The organism is Capnocytophaga catalasegens (assembly GCF_026005215.1).
GTDB lineage: Bacteria > Bacteroidota > Bacteroidia > Flavobacteriales > Flavobacteriaceae > Capnocytophaga > Capnocytophaga catalasegens.
The window spans coordinates 1-17,034 of record NZ_BPMA01000052.1 but is presented as its reverse complement, the minus strand read 5'-3'; the positions used below and the strand labels follow the sequence as shown (position 1 = coordinate 17,034).

At 35.2% G+C, this 17,034-nt stretch carries 12 protein-coding genes; 9 read left to right on the top strand and 3 right to left on the bottom strand.

Going from position 1 to position 17,034, the window contains the following annotated elements; genetic code table 11:
* Positions 1–240: 240 nt before the first annotated feature.
* Both OO775_RS11600 and recO read left to right on the top strand, forming a co-directional pair.
* Positions 241–1,692, top strand: coding sequence for an aminoacyl-histidine dipeptidase (locus tag OO775_RS11600; RefSeq protein ID WP_264847329.1), 1,452 nt, complete (start codon positions 241–243; stop codon positions 1,690–1,692).
* Complete coding sequence (gene recO / locus OO775_RS11595) at positions 1,689–2,405, top strand: DNA repair protein RecO (protein ID WP_264847328.1); 717 nt, start codon at positions 1,689–1,691, stop codon at positions 2,403–2,405. The genes OO775_RS11600 and recO overlap by 4 nt, the downstream gene beginning before the upstream one ends.
* 36 nt (positions 2,406–2,441) lie before the next feature.
* Here the strand turns inward: recO and OO775_RS11590 are convergent, their stop codons facing one another.
* Entirely contained in the window at positions 2,442–3,155 is a 714-nt protein-coding gene (locus OO775_RS11590) for a YebC/PmpR family DNA-binding transcriptional regulator (RefSeq protein WP_264847327.1), read from the bottom strand.
* Between the two features lie 338 nt (positions 3,156–3,493).
* Between OO775_RS11590 and OO775_RS11585 the strand changes: the two genes are divergently transcribed.
* Complete coding sequence (locus OO775_RS11585; protein ID WP_264847351.1) at positions 3,494–4,084, top strand: M15 family metallopeptidase; 591 nt, start codon at positions 3,494–3,496, stop codon at positions 4,082–4,084.
* A gap of 25 nt (positions 4,085–4,109) precedes the next feature.
* Here OO775_RS11585 and OO775_RS11580 read toward each other — a convergent pair whose 3' ends face one another.
* Together OO775_RS11580 and dtd are read right to left on the bottom strand one after the other, a co-directional pair.
* The gene (locus tag OO775_RS11580; protein WP_264847326.1) at positions 4,110–4,796 is read right to left on the bottom strand and encodes a 5'-methylthioadenosine/adenosylhomocysteine nucleosidase; all 687 of its coding nucleotides are present in this window, start codon (positions 4,794–4,796) and stop codon (positions 4,110–4,112) included.
* Between the two features lie 6 nt (positions 4,797–4,802).
* A complete protein-coding gene (dtd, locus tag OO775_RS11575; protein WP_264847325.1) occupies positions 4,803–5,255 on the bottom strand; it encodes a D-aminoacyl-tRNA deacylase in 453 nt (150 codons plus the stop codon).
* A gap of 280 nt (positions 5,256–5,535) precedes the next feature.
* On the opposite strand from dtd, the gene OO775_RS11570 reads away from it, so the two are divergent.
* The 6 genes from OO775_RS11570 (at position 5,536) to OO775_RS11545 (ending at position 16,913) form a co-directional block, all read left to right on the top strand.
* The gene (locus tag OO775_RS11570) at positions 5,536–6,708 is read left to right on the top strand and encodes a hypothetical protein (protein WP_264847323.1); all 1,173 of its coding nucleotides are present in this window, start codon (positions 5,536–5,538) and stop codon (positions 6,706–6,708) included.
* A gap of 43 nt (positions 6,709–6,751) precedes the next feature.
* Positions 6,752–8,095, top strand: a complete 1,344-nt coding sequence (gdhA, locus tag OO775_RS11565; protein WP_264847322.1) for an NADP-specific glutamate dehydrogenase — start codon at positions 6,752–6,754, stop codon at positions 8,093–8,095.
* Between the two features lie 336 nt (positions 8,096–8,431).
* Positions 8,432–11,377, top strand: a complete 2,946-nt coding sequence (locus OO775_RS11560) for a SusC/RagA family TonB-linked outer membrane protein (RefSeq protein ID WP_264847321.1) — start codon at positions 8,432–8,434, stop codon at positions 11,375–11,377.
* Positions 11,378–11,389: 12 nt separating this feature from the next.
* Positions 11,390–12,994, top strand: coding sequence for a RagB/SusD family nutrient uptake outer membrane protein (locus OO775_RS11555; RefSeq protein WP_264847320.1), 1,605 nt, complete (start codon positions 11,390–11,392; stop codon positions 12,992–12,994).
* Positions 12,995–13,014: 20 nt separating this feature from the next.
* The gene (locus tag OO775_RS11550) at positions 13,015–14,016 is read left to right on the top strand and encodes a SusE domain-containing protein (RefSeq protein WP_264847318.1); all 1,002 of its coding nucleotides are present in this window, start codon (positions 13,015–13,017) and stop codon (positions 14,014–14,016) included.
* 146 nt (positions 14,017–14,162) lie between these two features.
* Positions 14,163–16,913, top strand: coding sequence for a TonB-dependent receptor (locus OO775_RS11545; RefSeq protein WP_444979447.1), 2,751 nt, complete (start codon positions 14,163–14,165; stop codon positions 16,911–16,913).
* The last annotated feature ends 121 nt before the right edge of the window (positions 16,914–17,034 follow it).

Below are 17,034 nucleotides of genomic sequence, written 5' to 3'. Positions count from 1 at the left end.
CAAAAAATAGGTAAAAACTTAAAGTTTTATTCTTTTTAAAAATTAAAATTGATTAAAAACTTAGGTATTTGATATTTTTATAAATAAAAAATGATAAAATTTAATAATGGTATATAAAATAGCTTACAACTTTTGTATAAAAAGGAATTAAAATTTTATTTTTTTGAAAAAATAAAGAAATAAATAGCGGGACAAATATTTTTTTGTAATTTTACGGCACAAAATTAACTATTTATAATGATGAATTCATCTATACGAAACTTAACTCCGAACGAGGTTTGGAACAAATTTGCTGACCTAAACCAAGTGCCTCGTCCTTCTAAAAAAGAAGAAAAAGTAATCGCTTTCATACTTGATTTTGGTAAAAAATTAGGTTTAGAAACCACCAAAGATGCAACAGGCAATGTGCTTATTCGTAAGCCCGCTACTACAGGATACGAAAACCGAAAAACAATTGTATTACAATCGCATCTGGATATGGTTTGCCAAAAAAATAATGATACTGATTTTGATTTTGACACACAAGGTATCCAAATGGTCATTGATGGCGATTGGGTAAAAGCCCAAGGAACAACGCTTGGTGCTGATAACGGACTCGGAGTAGCCTCTATTATGGCTATTTTGGAAAGCAAAACAATAGAACATCCTGCTATCGAAGCTCTTTTTACTATTGATGAAGAAACAGGAATGACGGGCGCTTTCGGATTAGAACCCAATGTTTTGACTGGCGAAATTCTACTCAATCTCGATACCGAAGAAGATGACGAAATAGACATAGGTTGTGCTGGCGGTGTTGATGTTACTGCACAGCAAACATTCCCCGTAAAAGGTTATAAAGGTCGTGCCATACGAATCGAAATAAAAGGCTTACGGGGTGGGCATTCAGGAATGGATATTCATAAAGGATTTGGAAATGCTAACAAATTATTAGCTCGTTTTTTATTTTTAGGAATTGAAAAAAATGTTCGACTTATAAGCATTGATAGCGGCGGATTGCGGAATGCTATCCCAAGAGAAGGAAAAGCTGTTTTTTCAGTAGCTAATATAGATGATTTTATAAATGAACTAAATGTACTGAAAACAGAAATACTAAATGAATTTTCTTCCATCGAAAGCGATTTATCTATTTGTATTCAGGCAATTACCATACAAGATAAAGAGGTTTCTAACAAAGATTCTATCAAAATAATACAAGCCTTGTATGCAGCGCACAATGGTGTTTTCAGAATGTCACCCGATGTAGAAAATCTGGTTGAAGCCTCAAACAATGTAGCTCGTGTCGAACTCAAAGAAGGAAAACTACAAGTGCTAAACCTTTCACGTTCTTCGGTCGAATCAACCAAATGGCAAGTTGCCAATCAGCTCAAATCAGTATTTGAATTGGCTGGTATTTCGGTAGAATTTTCAGGTGCTTATCCTGGTTGGAAACCGAATCCCGAAGCCAAAATTATCAAAATAATGGAACAAATCTATCAGAAAAATTTTGGAGAAAAACCTCATATTGTAGCCTGTCATGCTGGTTTGGAATGCGGTATCATTGGGGCAAATTATCCCAAAATGGAAATGGTAAGTTTTGGACCTACTATAAAAGGAGCACATTCTCCCGACGAAAAAGTAAATATTTCTTCTGTGGGGAAATATTGGAAGTTTTTATTGGAAATATTAAAAAATATCCCTCTTAAAGACGAATGATAAAAACCAAAGCGATAGTCATATCCTCGCTCAAATATCAGGAAACAAGTCTTATTGTTAAATGTTACACACAAGAGACTGGAGTGCAAAGTTATTTACTCAAAGGAATTTTGAAAAATAACAAAAATGGGTTAAAATCGGCATATTTTCAACCCCTAATGCAACTTGATATGATTGCTTCTTGTCGAAAAAAAGGAGCATTGGAGTATATTAAAGAAGTTAAAATCAATTACCATTATCAAAGAATGTATGTAGATATGGTAAAGAATGCTGTGGCATTCTTTTTGTCCGAAATAAGTTATGCCATTTTGACCGAAGAATATAAAGATGAACAATTATTTGCTTTTTTTGAAAAATATTTGCAATGGTATGATAATTCGGCTTTCTCTGCCAATTTTCATTTAAAATTTTTGATTGATTTGACTCAATTTCTTGGTTTTTTCCCAGATATGTTAAGTAGCAGAAATCATTATTTTGATGTAGAAGAAGGAATTTTTGTTCAAGAGCAAAACGGACATTACTTACTTGATAAAGTCAATACAGAAATATTTAAAGCATTTATTTTTAGAGAATTGAACGAAATAGATACTATATATTTACATCGTGAACAACGAAACAAGTTGTTGGAGGCAATTCTGAAATATTATCAATGGCATTTGCCCAATTTTCACATACCTAAATCATGGGAAATTCTCCGTACAATTTTTAACTAATCAAAACGGGCAACCAAGGTTGCCCGTTTGTTTTTATTACATTTCTTTCATTGTGTGATAAACGTTTTGTACGTCATCATCTTCTTCTATTTTTTCCAAAAGTTTTTCTACATCGGCTTGTTCTTCGGGAGTGAGTTCTTTGGTTACTTGAGGAATGCGTTCAAATCCTGAAGAGAGTATTTCAATGCCTCTGCCTTCCAATTCTTTTTGAATTGCTCCAAAACTTTCAAAAGGTGCATATATCAAGATGCCATCTTCATCAACAAAAACCTCTTCTGCTCCGAAATCAATCATTTCGAGTTCCAATTCTTCGGGATCAATTCCCTCCGCGTTGATACGAAAATTGCACGTATGGTCAAACATAAACTCCACTGATCCCGATGTTCCCAACGTACCATTACATTTGTTAAAATAACTACGGATATTGGCAACAGTTCGGTTGTTATTATCGGTTGCTGTTTCAATCAGAATAGCAATTCCGTGAGGAGCATATCCTTCAAAAAGGACTTCTTTGTAATTTGCCGTATCTTTTTCGCTGGCTCTTTTTATGGCTCTTTCTACGTTTTCTTTAGGCATATTTGCCGCTTTGGCATTTTGCATAACAGCTCGTAATCGGGCATTGCTCTCAGGGTGAGGACCTCCTTCTTTTACTGCCATCACAATATCTTTCCCGATACGAGTGAATGTTTTTGCCATTGCTGCCCATCGTTTGAATTTGCGGGCTTTTCTAAATTCAAATGCTCTTCCCATAATAATTTATCAACTCAAAAATTAAAATAACGTGCAAATGTACGAAATTATATTTTAGTGTTTTTAAAAACGAATGTTAATTTTGTTGTTTAATTTAAAAATTATGCTCATTCAATTTAAATTGTTTTCAAATAGAAAATAAAATTAAAATACAAGATAAAACTAAGATAATTTTGTACTTTTGTATAAAAGAAAATAAAAGTATGAACTATAAGAATAATTATTTATGGCAAAGGTTGAGCTATTTGATAGTAGCTTATCCAATGTTTTGTTGTGCTGAAAACTTGAATCAAAAGAAAGAAAATATTGTTGTAAATGATTTAAAACAAGCAAGATATATGCAAGAAGAAATTTCTGATTCTTCAAAGAAAGACACAATATATCACCTTGATTTTGTTTCAATAAAAGATATTTCTACGGATATTATTTTGGATATAAAATATGCAACAACCGATAATTTCCTTAAAGAAGTGATGTACGATTGTCCTGAGTGTTTTCTTCGCAAAGAAGCAGCGCATGCATTGGCAAAAGCAAACGAAGAGTTCAAGAAAAAAGGCTATCGAATCAAGGTTTTTGATTGTTATAGACCGCTTTCTGTTCAGAAAAAAATGTGGAAAAAAATGCCTGGAACTAATTACGTTGCCAATCCTACCAAAGGCTCAAAACACAATCGAGGTGCTGCGGTTGATTTAACATTGGTCGATATGCAAGGTAATGAACTTGATATGGGAACACCCTACGATTTTTTCGGACAAAAGGCACATCATACGTATCAAAATTTGCCTTCAAATGTACTTGAAAATAGAAAATTACTCAAAACAATACTTGATAATTATAATTTTCGTTCTATTTACTCTGAATGGTGGCACTATGAGTACAGACCTCAACGCTATGCTCCCGTTGAAGATTTCGTATGGAAGTGTAACTAATTTATTTCGTTATTAAGTTCAATTTCTAAATATTTGTAATAAAATCAAGATTTATTTGAGCAGATAACTTGCCTGCTTTTTCTACAAAAGTTTCGTAAGAGTCTGTATTTCCTTCACTGGCATTGTCTGAAATGGAGCGAATAATCAAAAAAGGAACGTGCATAATATGACAAGTTTGTGCAATAGCGGCAGCTTCCATTTCTACGGCAATTGCTTCGGGGAAGTTTTGTTCAATCCATTTTTTCTTTTCGATAGTATTCACGAAAGAATCACCACTTACAAGTTGTCCAATGCGCAAATTGGGAGTATATTTCAAGCAATTAGCCTGTGCTATTTCAAACCATTTTGGGTTGGGAATATAGCTGTCGGGCATTTGAGCTTGTTGTCCCAATTTGTAACCAAAGGCTGTTACATCAACATCATAATAAGTAACTTTGCTGGCAAGGACAATATCATAAATGGAAGATTTGCTCAATCCGCCCGCTACGCCTGTATTGAGTACAAAATCGGGCGAAAAATGCGTAATAAGTAAAGTTGTTGCTACCGAAGCACTTACTTTGCCAATTCCTGAAAGAAGTAAAATCACTTTGTTTTCACCAATGAAACCTTCGTGAAAGACAAATTGATTGATTGTTGTATCTTTACGTTTTTGTAGTGCATCACGAAGCAAAGAAACTTCAAGTTCCATAGCACCAATAATTCCTATTGTCATAAAATATTATTCTTTATTTTTGCTATCTATCCAGATAGTTACAGGACCTTCGTTGCAAAGTTGTATTTTCATGTCTGCTCCAAAAACACCTGTTTTTACCTTATTATTATTGTATGAACGAAGTTTTTCGACAAAAACCTCATAAAGTGGAATGGCTTTTTCGGGCTTGCAAGCTCTAATGTACGAAGGTCTATTACCTTTTTTGGTAAGAGCATGCAAAGTAAATTGACTAACAGCCATAATTTCTCCATTTATATCATTGACAGATAAATTCATAACGCCATTTTGGTCATTAAAGATACGTAATTTGGTAATTTTCCCAGCCAAATACTCAATATCTTCTTCTGTATCTTCTTCTTCTATGCCAATTAAAACTAATAATCCGTTTTCTATTTCGGAATAAATTTTCTCATCAATAGTAAGTTTTGCAAAACTTACTCTTTGAATAACAACCCTCATAGCTTGATGTTTTGAAACAAAATGCAAAAATATTATTTTTTACAAAAACAAAGAAAAGACAAGGTGTAAAAAATATTTTATTTCTTCATAGTGTTTCATTTAGTAAAGACATTTCTGATGTTTTTTATCTCAAAGGCTACAATACATCTTCACAAAGCAAACTTTTAAGTATTGAAAGAAGCGCAATCCTATTTGTTTTCGCACTTTTTACAAATTCTGATAGAAATATTTGCACGGAATGAAAATATGCTATACATTTGTATTTAAATTAGTATTTTTAATGAATTTAAAATATTTGTTGATAATAGGTTGTCTTTTTGGGCTAATTTCGTGTAAAGATTCGCAATCTGAAAAACCTAAATTTACTCCCAATCGCGATACAAAAAGCGTAACTATTGATGATTTTTCGCTTCCTGAACTTTTTCCACAAAGCGAACAAATCGTACGTGAATGGTGGGAATTTAAATCATTGTACAAAGTACTCATTAGTATAGCTCCACAACAAAACAAATCGGTTCGATTGCTCAAATACACAGACCCTGATTCGCTTTACGTTTTCAAACGATTATATATCAATGCTCCTGACAGAATTATCCACAATGCAGAGACAAATCGAGACTGGCGTTCGTATACAGGCGAACTTGTTTCAGACACAGTATATGAGTTCAAAAAAAATAAAAAAGATGATTTTGCAACACTTTCTTGGAATGAAATATTATTAGCAAATATTCCCTATACATTTTCATTTCGAGCTAAAGCCTCTTCTGCCAAAAACCTCAAAGTAGAAGTTATTCGTCAGAAAGATAAAAAAATAATTCAAGAACAAATAATCTGTTTAGACTCGCTTGATAAAAACGTATTACAGCCTTATGTGAAGTTAGACACATTGCCTGATAATTGGCTAAAAATTTCAACTCGAGTAGAACCTACTCTGTATGGTCAATATTTGTTTTCGTTGGGTTATAATGACAAACAAGATACTGACCAATATGTTTCTTTGTACCGAACAGAACTTTTGGTACCTGTCAAATATCAATCCGATATTGAGAAATCTTCAGAAAAATTAGTGCGAAATGCAACGGCAATCAAAAGTTCATATGATGGTATTTATTTTTGGTTATTTCAGGTAGAAGATGAGTTACGACAACTTTGGGCAAGAAATACAATGCCTGAGCAAGTGAAGACCCCGCAGGTTACCTCTCGATTACGGCTTTTCGAAACATATGTATGCGAGTTAAGCGACAATGTAAAGAATAATTCAGAACTTACCGAAAAAGATATACGCTTGGGGATTAAAAAAATACAACAATCGTTTGCAGCGGTGATTTCGTACATAAATATCTTGAATAAAGATGATTTAGATACACGTATGCAAATGCTACTTGAAGAATATTCAACAACACTGCCCAATCAAGAGGTTGTAAATCAAGAAAATAAAACAGAAAATCAGTAACTTTTTGATAAAAAATATTTAAAAATAATAATCGTATTAGAGTATGAAAGCAAAAATTGATGCCTTTTTAGAAGAGGTAAAAAAACGCAATCAAAATGAACCTGAATTTTTGCAGGCTGTTCACGAAGTAGCAGAAACAATTCTTCCATTTATTGAAGAAAATAAAAAATACCAAGGTAAGAAAATACTTGAACGTATGGTAGAGCCTGAACGCGTAATTTTATTTCGAGTACCTTGGGTTGATGACAAGGGCGAAATCCAAATAAATAGAGGATATCGAATTCAGATGAATTCTGCCATTGGTCCATACAAAGGAGGAATTCGTTTTCACCCATCGGTTAATTTGAGTATTCTGAAATTCTTGGCATTTGAACAAACATTCAAAAATTCGCTTACAACCTTACCTATGGGAGGTGGAAAAGGAGGAGCGGATTTTGACCCACAGGGCAAATCTGATAACGAAATTATGCGATTCTGTCAAGCATTTATGACCGAACTTTGCAAATACATAGGAGCGGATACAGATATTCCTGCTGGTGATATTGGAGTTGGAGCAAGAGAAGTGGGATATATGTACGGGCAATACAAAAAAATCCGAAATGAATTTACAGGTGTATTAACTGGTAAAGGGTTATCATATGGAGGGTCTCTTATTCGTCCCGAAGCAACTGGATTCGGAGTTGTTTATTTTGCAGAACGAATGTTCAAAACTAGAGGAGAGGCAATCAAAGGCAAAATTGTAACCGTTTCAGGATTTGGTAACGTGGCTTGGGGAGTTGTCAAAAAAGTAAATGAATTGGGAGGAAAAGTTGTAACTATTTCAGGACCAGATGGCTATGTGTATGATGCCGAAGGTGTATCAGGAGAAAAAATAGACTTTTTGTTAGAACTCAGAGCCAGCGGGAATAATAGATCTGAAGATTATGTTAAGAAATATCCCCAAGCTGTATTTCACAAAGGCAAACGCCCATGGGAAGTAAAATGCGATTTGGCTATTCCTGCTGCAACCCAAAACGAACTCAACTTAGATGATGCTAATAATCTAATTAAAAATGGGTGTCAATGTGTAACCGAAGCAGCCAATATGCCTTCGACTCCCGAGGCTATTGCGGCATTCCAACAAGCAAAAATTTTGTATTCGCCAGGAAAAGCTTCTAACGCAGGAGGTGTAGCTACTTCAGGTTTAGAAATGTCTCAAAATTCATTACGATTAAATTGGTCAAGCCAAGAAGTTGATGAACGGCTGCATACCATTATGAATAATATCCATGATGTTTGTGTACAATATGGAAAACAACCTGACGGATATGTTGATTATGTAAAAGGAGCAAATATCGCAGGTTTTGTTAAGGTTGCCGATGCAATGATTGCGCAAGGAATTGTTTAATTTTGTTGAAAAAGAGAGTAAGTTTGCGCTCATTTATTACGATACATTTGTAACAAAAAAAATTTTCATCATAAAAAAATGAGATTTTTTTAACGGCAAGTAAGTATAAATGAGCGCATATTTATTATGAAATATGTTTGTTATAAACGAATTTCGCAAAAAATACTTCTTTTTTCTAAATCGTTCAAGTTAGAAAATACAATTTATCCACATTATATCGTTTTCGTTTTATGCAAAGTTGTAAGACATAAAAATATATCAAAAAATGTTTATACTTTTGTATCGAGAAGAAAAAAGTTTTTATAAATTTATTGTTTAATTAAATTTTACATTCGTATGAATAATATAAAATGGTTCGGATTGCTATTCTTTTGCTTTTTTTCGTTGAAGATAACCGCTCAACAACAAGTAGTAAAAGGAACAGTGACAGACACATCAAAAGAGCCACTACCAGGTGTTAATATCCTCATAAAGGGAACAACACACGGAACAGTAACAGACTTTGACGGAAATTATGAGTTGAATGCTCCCAAAGGTGCTGTACTCGAATTTAGTTTTGTTGGTTTTCAAACCCAAGCTAAAAATGTTGGTGTCGGAAATCCTGTGATTATCAACGTAACCCTTCAAGAAGACGCACAACAACTCGAAGACGTAGTAGTTATCGGGTATGGGGTAGCGAGAAAGAAAGATGTAACCGGCTCGGTGAACTTGGTAACTACCAAAGATTTTAATAAAGCACCTGCAGTAAATGCTGACCAATTATTACAAGGAAAAGTAGCAGGAGTATCTATGACATCAAATGGTGGTGCTCCTGGTGAAGGACAAATTATTCGTGTGCGTGGGAATGGTTCACTTTCACTTTCTTCCAATCCGTTGATTGTAATTGACGGAATTCCAATGAATGACGGAGGTGTAGGTGGTTCACGAAGTATTTTCAATTTGGTAAATCCTGATGATATTGAAAGTATGACTGTATTGAAAGACGCTTCTTCGACAGCTATTTTCGGTTCACGCGCTGCTAATGGGGTAATTATGATTACCACTAAAAAAGGAAAAGCAGGGCAAGATATGAAAATCTCTTTTAATTCAAGCATTGCCATTCAAAACGCTCATGAATATGTAGATGTAATGAGTGCTTCGCAATTCAGAAATTTAATCATGAGCACAGGTAATACTAATTATATTTCCTTGTTAGGAAATGCTGATACGAACTGGCAAGAGCAAATCTACCAGACAGCTCCAATGTCCAATAGTTCATTAAGTATTTCAGGTGGAGGAATCCTTCCATATCGAGCCTCTTTGGGGCACTCGTATGCTGATGGAATTCTTCGAACAGATAATTTCCAAAGAAGTACTGCCAAAGTCACTTTAACACCAAGTTTCTTTGACAAAAGTTTACGTTTCGAACTTAATGCTAACGGAACTTATATGCGAAATAGATTTGCTGAAAAAGGAGCTATCGGAAGTGCTGTAATTTACGACCCTACCAAACCTGTGTATGATACCAATTCACCATTTGCAGGTTATAGTGCATGGCTTGATACCTCTACGGGTAGATTGAAAGGACTTGCTCCAATCAACCCATTGGCACAACTTTATTTGACTAATGATACTTCCAAAGTATATAATTTTATCGGTAATCTAAAAGTTGATTACACCTTACCTTTCTTCAAAGAGATTACCGCTACAATCAATGCTGGTTTAGATTATTCCAAAGGGAAACAAGAAAAATATAAAGACCCTCGTTTCCCAAATGCATCTGCTAATTACGCAGGAGAAAGAGAGTTTTATAATAAAACGATTACCAACAAACTATTCGATGCGTATGTGAATTATAACAAAGACATCAAAGACCATACTATCGGAATGATGGTAGGACATTCATATCAGTCTTTTGAATTTAATGATGATATTAAAAAATATCAAGACTTTGTTAATACGGCAGATAACAAAGAATATCCAAACATTGATAAAAGTAAAAATGTGTTGATGTCATTCTTCGGGCGTGCCAATTATAGCTATAAAGACAAATATTTGCTTACAGCTACACTTCGTGCCGATGCTTCTTCCAAGTTAGCCAAGGAACATCGTTGGGGGTATTTTCCTTCAATGGCATTGGCTTGGAATATTAAGAATGAAAATTTCTTGAAGGAAAATGAAAAAATAAATGACCTAAAACTTCGTTTAGGATACGGAGAAGTAGGAAATGTAAATGGTTTGGGAGATTATATCTACTTGACCAATTATACTCGCAATATAAACGGAGCTTACTATTTGTTTGGTAATAAACCACATATTACATATCGTCCTGAAGCTGTGAATCGTGATTTGCGTTGGGAAATCGGGAATACACTAAATATTGGGCTTGATTTCGGGTTTTGGGATAATCGTTTAACGGGTACCATCGATGTATATCGAAAACTCACCAAAGACCTTATCGCTTCCAGTACTGTTGATGCTTTTACTAATTTTAGAAATGAAGTGCGTGCTAATATTGGTAATATGGAAAACAAAGGAATTGAGTTTGGATTGGGATATACACCTATTCGCAATGATAATTTCCGTTGGACGATTAACTACAATATAGCATACAATGAAAACAAAATTACCAAGTTGCCCAAAGTGGAGAGCACAGGTAGTATTTCAGGAGGTACAGGAAATCAAGTTCAACGCCATCAAGAGGGTGAAATTCCTTTTGCTTTCTTCGTTTATCAACAAATTTACGATACTAATGGAAAACCCATAGAAAACGCTTTTGTAGATAGAAACGGAGATGGAAAAATAACCGAAGATGACCGCTATTTCTATAAATCACCTTTTGCGCCAGTTACTATGGGCTTGGGTATGGATTTAAATTACAAAAATTGGGATTTGAACATTACCACACGTGCTAACATCGGTAACTATGTGTATAACAATACACAATCTCAACGAGATTATTTTGCAGACGCAGTTGATAAAAACATTTTAAGAAACTTGATGTCAAACTATGCCGAAACTTCTTTCCAACAACGAAGTGGGGAGGCTTGGTTAAGTGACTTATATGTAGAAAACGCTTCGTTCTTCAAATTAGATAATATTACATTGGGATATACCTTCCCGAGTGATAAATACAACATTCGTGTGTATGGAACAATGCAAAATGTACTGACACTTACCAAATATCGAGGTTTAGACCCTGAGGTTATAGTACCCGATATTATTGGAATAAAAAATGGTATAGATAATAATTTTTACCCACGACCACAAACTTATTTAGTGGGGCTAAATGTTAATTTCTAATTTTGATTAAAGATGAAAAAATATAATACAATTAAAATACTTGGGGTAGCCCTTACGCTTTCACTAACAGCTTGTATGAAAGACCTTGACCAATTTCCTATTGACCCTGATAGCCGTACCGAGAAAGATGTATTTGCTTCGCCGGAAGAAGCCAAAGGGGTTTTAGCAAAAGTATATGCTTCTTTTAATCTAAGTGGGCAAGAAGGTCCTACTGGTAAAGGAGATTTGGACAGAATTGATGAAGGGTATTCGCAGTTTACACGGCTTTACTTTGTGGCACAAGAGCTCACAACCGAAACAGCTGTCAATGGTTGGTCAGACCAAACTATCCAAGATTTTCACGCAATGCGTTGGTCAACTTCTGATATATTTCTCAACGGATTGTATAATCGAATAGGACAACAGATTTCGCTTGCCAATGACTTTGTTAACAAAGCGCAGGTTTTAGCCTCTGACCCCGAAGTAAGATACTATATTGCTGAAGCTCGATTCTTGCGTGCTTATTCGTATTATTGTCAGATGGATTTATTTGGCAATGTACCTTTAACTACACGAGTACAAAATTCGTTGCCCAACCAAAATACACGTGCTGAAATATTCGCTTTTGTAGAAAGTGAACTCAAAGCAATTGAAAGTGAGCTTAAAGCCTCTGGAAGTAATGAATATGGTCGTGTTGATGTAGTGGCTGCCCAAGCACTTTTAAGCCGTTTATACTTGAATGCTGAGGTTTTCATCGGGCAAAATCGTTATACGGATTGTGTAACCTATTCGCAGAAAGCAATTGCTTCAACCTATACTTTGAACACTACGGATGCCAATAATAATGGTTCTGGTTATGATGAACTATTCTTGGCAGATAATCACGCCAATGGTGCACAAAAAGAATTCATCTTTGTATTACCTTATGATGGCATATATTCTACAACTTGGGGTGGAACTACTTTCTTAGTCAACGGTTCTATTGGTGGAGATATGAAAGTAACAGATTATGGAGTAAGTGAAGCGTGGGCAGGAACACGTACTACCAAAGAGTTCGTAAACAAATTTGAAACTAAAACAAAGAATGCCAAAGGCGAACCAATTGCTTGGAATGATAAGCGTGCAATGTTTTTTACCAACGGACAAAGTCTTGAAATTACTGATATTTCGCAGTTTAAAAATGGTTATGCGGTAACCAAATTCAAGAACATAACCTCAACAGGTATGAAAGGTTCTGACCCCAACGGAAAGCATTCTGATACTGATCTACCACTTATCCGCTTGGCAGAAATCTACCTTAACTATGCCGAAGCTGTGGTTCGTGGAGGCGGAGGTGATGCAGCCACTGCGTTACAATACGTAAATGCTATTCGTACCCGAGCAGGAGTTTCTACCATTACAAGTAGTCAATTAACTGCTGATTTTATTTTAGATGAAAGAGCCCGTGAATTGTATTGGGAAGGTGTTCGCCGTACAGACCTTATTCGTTATGGAAAATTCACTTCTGCTGATTATCTATGGACATTCAAAGGAGGTGCAGTTAGCGGTGTAGGTACAAGTAATCATCGAAATTTATTTCCTATTCCAGCAGACGTTATTAGAGCGAATGCTAAACTCAAACAAAACACAGGATATTAAAATATTAAAAAAATAGTACAATGAAAAGAATAATTTATATAATGTCCTTACTATTCACTTTGTGTTTGGTAGGATGTGATAAAGACCAAGAAAAGGTTGTGCTTAATAGCAATGCCAATGTAACCACCACCGTTACTCCCAATAATATCGTCTTGGAAAAGAACAACGATACACAAACTGCTCTTACAGTGGCTTGGGAGACTCATAATGTGAATGTACAAATATCCTCGGAGTACAAAGCCATATTTTCTTATAAAGATAAAGAAACACAGGTGTCCGTTACTACTTCTCCAAAAACATTTAGTGCAGCTGAGCTTAATAAGATTGCTATTGATTTGGGAATGAAAGTAGGTGAAACTTCTGAAATGAAAGTAGAAATTGAACAAAAAGTAGGTGCGTTATCACTTCCTACACAAAAACAAGTAGTGAAGGTTACTCCGTATGCCGATTTGATTGACCCAACCCAATGGGGAGTAGTAGGAGGTTTTACCCAATGGGGAGGACAACCAGATGTTCCGTTCTGGAAAGTCATTGGGGAAAGCTCAAAATATGTGGCTTACATTACAATAAAGGAGGCTGGAGAAATTAAATTCCGTAAAGATAACAAATGGGAAGAGAACTTCGGCGATGATGGAAATGACAAAACCCTTGAAAAGGGAGGTGCAAACATAAAAGTAGCTGTTGGAAGATACAAAATTCTATGGGATATCGACGCAAACACCTACACGATTGAAGCATATACGTGGAGCATCATTGGAGATGGTGCTAAGGGTTGGAATGCTGGTGATGACATTCCATTAGAATACGACGGAACTACCAACACGTGGAAGGCAACCAACGTTACGTTGAAAGACGGAGGCATTAAATTCCGTTTTAACAATGATTGGGGTATAAACTGGGGAGATAAAAATATGGATGGTGTGTTAGACCAAGAGAATGATAACAACATTAAAGTTACCGCTGGAACATACACAATTACAGTGGATTTCTCAGCAACACCGCATACCTATACAATAAAATAATTTTATCAAACAAAAGCTGTCTTCTGACAGCTTTTGTTGTTATCAACCCTATTATCAATAATTTATATAAAAAATTACACAAAAATTATTGTACATAAAATAAAAAAACTATCTTTGCACCGCTACATTTAATAACAAAATATGCAATGATTACACGCTGGTTTTTCTCGGTTGTGCTACTATTTGTTGCAACCACTATGTATTCGCAAGGAGTTATCAATGGTACGATTTATGACAATGAGACCAAAGAGCCTCTTCCTGGAGCGAATGTTCTGCTTAAAGGGACGACACAAGGTGCGTCCACGGATATTGACGGACATTTTAGTCTGAAAACAACCGAAAACAAAGGTACTCTTATTATCTCGTATGTTAGTTTTGAGAAAAAAGAAGTACCTTTTGTCATTTCTAATGGAAAAGCAACAATTCGCGTAAACCTCTCTCCCGATGCACAAGCGCTGAGTGAAGTAGTTGTTACTGGCAATGCTTTGCTTGATATAGCCAAAGAACGACAAACTCCCGTAGCTGTTTCAACAATTAAAGCTGCTGAAATTGTCGAAAAATTAGGAAATCAAGAATTTCCAGAACTCTTAAACAGAACCCCTTCGGTATATGCAACCAAAGCAGGAGGAGGGTTTGGAGATGCCAAAATTAACATTCGTGGGTTTACTAGTGAAAATATAGCAGTAATGGTCAATGGTATGCCTATTAACGATATGGAAACTGGAAAAGTATTTTGGAGCAACTGGGCAGGTATTTCCGATGTAACTACCACATTGCAGGTGCAACGCGGTTTAGGAGCCTCTAAGTTGGCTATTGCTTCTATCGGAGGAACTATCAATGTGGTTACTCGTTCGGCAGAAATGCCAGAAGGAGGTGTTTTTTATGCTGGGATAGGGAATGATGATTATATAAAAAACACAATAGCTTATAATACAGGTAGGAGCGATAAGGGATGGTCTTCTTCTATATTGCTTAGTCGTGCTGTGGGTTCTACCTATGCTGATGCAACAAAGTTTGAAGGATATAATTATTTCTTTGCCTTAGGATATTCGCCTTCTGAAAAACATAGCTTGCAATTTATGATTACAGGGGCACCTCAATGGCATCACCAACGTTCTACATCAGTTTCTATTGCCGATGCCATTAAGTATGGAGGAAGTAAAGATAAACCTAATCGTCGTTATAATGCTGATTGGGGCTATTTAGATGGTAAAGAATATAATATAAGACGTAATGTATATCACAAACCGATTATGATGCTTAACTGGGATTGGAATATGAACGAAAATTCAGCGCTTAGTACCGTAATATATGCTTCGTTTGGTCGTGGATTTGGTACAGGTGATTTAGGTCGTTCTAACGGAAAATCGCTATCCAATTTCAGAGATGTCAATACAGGATTGTACAAGTTTGACGAAGTGGTGGCTTCTAACCAAGCCTCTGATGCCGACAAAGGAATTTTGGTTCGCAGAGCAAGTATCAATTCTCACAACTGGTTCGGGATACTTTCTAATTTTAATCATAAATTGACAGATAACTTGACATTCAATATCGGAATTGATGGACGTTATTACTACGGATATCACTACCAAGTACTCAATGATTTGTTGGGAGGAACTTCTTACAAAGATACTTCTAACAAAAACTTATCAGCTCCCAATTATGTATCTTCAACTATAAAAAGTACCCCCGATTTTAATCCTTTCGGTGGTAAAATTGACCCTATTGAGAATCGTATAACATATAGTAATGACGGAGAAGTACGTTGGTTAGGAGCTTTCGGACAATTGGAATATACTAATGAGAAGATGTCTGCTTTTGTACAAGGATCTATTTCTAACCAAGGATTCCAACGAATAGATGAATTCTTATTGCCAGGCACTTTGGCTCGTGTAGGAAATCCTGATTCGGCAATGGAAAGAAAAACAGGTTTTGAAAATATTATGGGATATAATATAAAAGGAGGATTGAACTACAATATTAACGAAAATCATAATGTTTTTGCCAATGTAGGATATTATTCAAAACAACCTTTCTTTACAGCTGTTTATAGAAGTAATCAGAATTATTTAAGCCCTGATAATACCAATGAGAAAATCTTGGGAATAGAACTTGGGTACGGATTCAAATCCCAGAAATTCAACGCCAATTTGAACGTATATCGTACCACTTGGGACGACCGATATATCCGTCGTTCAGGGCTGATCGATGTGGCGAACAATCGTACACGTTTCTATGCCGAATTGTCTGGACTTAATGAAGTTCATCAAGGAATAGAACTTGACGCTACTTACAAAATTACAGATTATTTAAGACTTAACGGAATGTTTTCTATCGGTGATTGGTTCTACAAAGACAATGCTTCGGCTTTAACTTTTGATGAAAGTAATCAACCTTATACAGTTACAGGGCGAACTACCAACGAATTAACCCTATATATGGAAAATGCCAAAGTAGGAGATGCTTCGCAACTAACTGCCAATGCTGGTTTGGAAGTAAAACCTTTTGATAGATTAAAACTTACTGCTGATTGGCGTTATGTAGATAATCTCTATGCTAATATAGATATCTATGCATTCAGCGATCAAGAATTGGCTGAAAAAGGAACTTTGAAATTGCCAAATTACAACTTATTTGACTTGGGAGTTTCATATAAATTGCCTTTGGTTAAAAAACAAACCATAACTTTTGCTTTCAATCTAAACAACTTACTTGATACATATTATATTGCTGAATCTTATACAAATACGCACGCCAAAACACGCACAGATTTCACAACAGATCAGCAATATCTTGATTATCAAAATACGAGCCTTTACAAAGGTATAGATACCTCTAATCGAGTATATTTTGGTTTTGGTCGTACATGGAATTTCTCTATTCGGTATGCGTTTTAAATTTTACTTTTTAATTATACTTCATAATAAAAGAAGTTGTCTTGTTAGACAACTTCTTTTTCTATTACAATAATCGTATTCGAGTTTTAAGTTCTGAATAATTTTTGATAAAAAAATTTCA